Annotated in this window: 2 protein-coding genes and 1 pseudogene; all 3 read left to right on the forward strand. The window is 34.6% G+C overall.

Annotated features, from left to right (window positions below; translation table 11 throughout):
• A partial coding sequence (locus tag SMIDD26_RS00345) for a hypothetical protein (RefSeq protein WP_061438570.1) occupies positions 1-257 on the forward strand: 257 nt, incomplete at its 5' end.
• Positions 244-1,134 (forward strand): conserved phage C-terminal domain-containing protein, encoded by an 891-nt coding sequence (locus tag SMIDD26_RS00350; protein WP_061438571.1) that lies wholly within the window; start codon positions 244-246, stop codon positions 1,132-1,134. The genes SMIDD26_RS00345 and SMIDD26_RS00350, both read left to right, overlap by 14 nt.
• Before the next feature lie 11 nt (positions 1,135-1,145).
• Positions 1,146-1,460 (forward strand): annotated as a pseudogene (locus SMIDD26_RS00355) (ATP-binding protein); the annotation flags it as partial.

Here is a 1,460-nt window from a genome sequence, read left to right on the forward strand (position 1 = left end):
TTGAAGATTTAAAGTCTAAGATTTTGGAAGCAGTGGAACGATATTTAAGAAGCCATGAGAAAGCACCTCAAAAAAGATTAGATTTGATAAGCAAGGTGGAACTAAAGGAAGAACTGGGCATAGGAGATAAAACCTTGACAAAATGGGAAGGTGCAGGACTACCGCAGTATATACCGCCTATTGAAGATACTAGAAAAGCGTATTATAAAGTCTCAGATGTTTTAAAGTTTTTGGGGGTAGATGATGGCAAAGACTAAAGTATATTTTTGGTTAAAAATTGATAAGAAATTTTTTGATAACCTATTTATTAAGCGACTAAAAAGTATGCCTGGCGGCTACACTATGATAGTGATTTATATCCGTCTTATGTTAGAAAGTCTTGAAAGTGATTGTATTCTGTATTACGAAGGATACTTTGAAACCTTAAAAGAAGAACTGGCCTTGAAATTAGATGTTTCTGAGGATGATATATCTATGACTATAGCTTATTTTACGCAATGTGGCCTGATTCAGATTGATGAAGATAAAAATGCCGAGTTAACACAAGCAAAAGCTTTGGTACAACAAGAAACAAACCACGCTGCATATATGAGAAGCTACCGCAAAGAGCAACAAGAGAAAGAAAAAAATCTTACATTGTTATCTAATAATTTTACAACGTTATCTACATGTAAGACAGAGAAAGAGATAGATAGAGAGAAAGAGTTAGAGCAAGATTTAAAGTTAGATATAAATAAAGAATATATAGTCGAGGGAACCTCGCCTAATGAGCAAAGCTCATCTTTCACTTTTCCTACTTGGCTTGAAGAAACAGCTATAAAAGATTTAGAGAAAACAAAACATAAAGAACTTTGGATTCCTATTGTTTATCTGAATCAAGTAGCTAATAAGCGGTATAAGTTTGTTGATAAGACAAAAAGGCTTTTACTAGCACGATTCAAAGAAGGCTATACACTTGAAGATTTTAAACAGGTGATAGATATTAAAACGGCAGAATGGAAGGACAGTCCTGAATTTTCTAAATATCTGAGACCTGAAACACTTTTTGGATCTAAGTTTGACGGTTATTTGAATCAAAAGCCTAAAACCATAAAAGGGAAGTCCGAAGATAACTTCCCAGACCTACCATTTTAGGAGTTGCAAAGATGAAGGAACAATTTAAAGAATTTAATAACAGAAAAATATCGGATAAGGTTTGCGATATTCACCAGGTCAATTATTGGGAAATTTCTGTACCGGTATTAGGGGGTTCAGAAAGAAAACTACAAGCATTTTGTCCGGAGTGTGTAAAGGGAGAGATTAAACAAAAAGAGAAAGACCTATTGCAGCAGTTCGAGGATAGACAAGCCTACTTTAAAACTTATGATGTCTTAATGCGTGATAGTACGATCCCTAACGAGTTGAAGGGAGCGACGTTTGATAATTTCTTTGTTAAGACTACAGAGGAGCGTCAGATGTTA

It is taken from the genome of Streptococcus mitis, from assembly GCF_001579035.1.
GTDB classification, from domain to species: domain Bacteria; phylum Bacillota; class Bacilli; order Lactobacillales; family Streptococcaceae; genus Streptococcus; species Streptococcus mitis_J.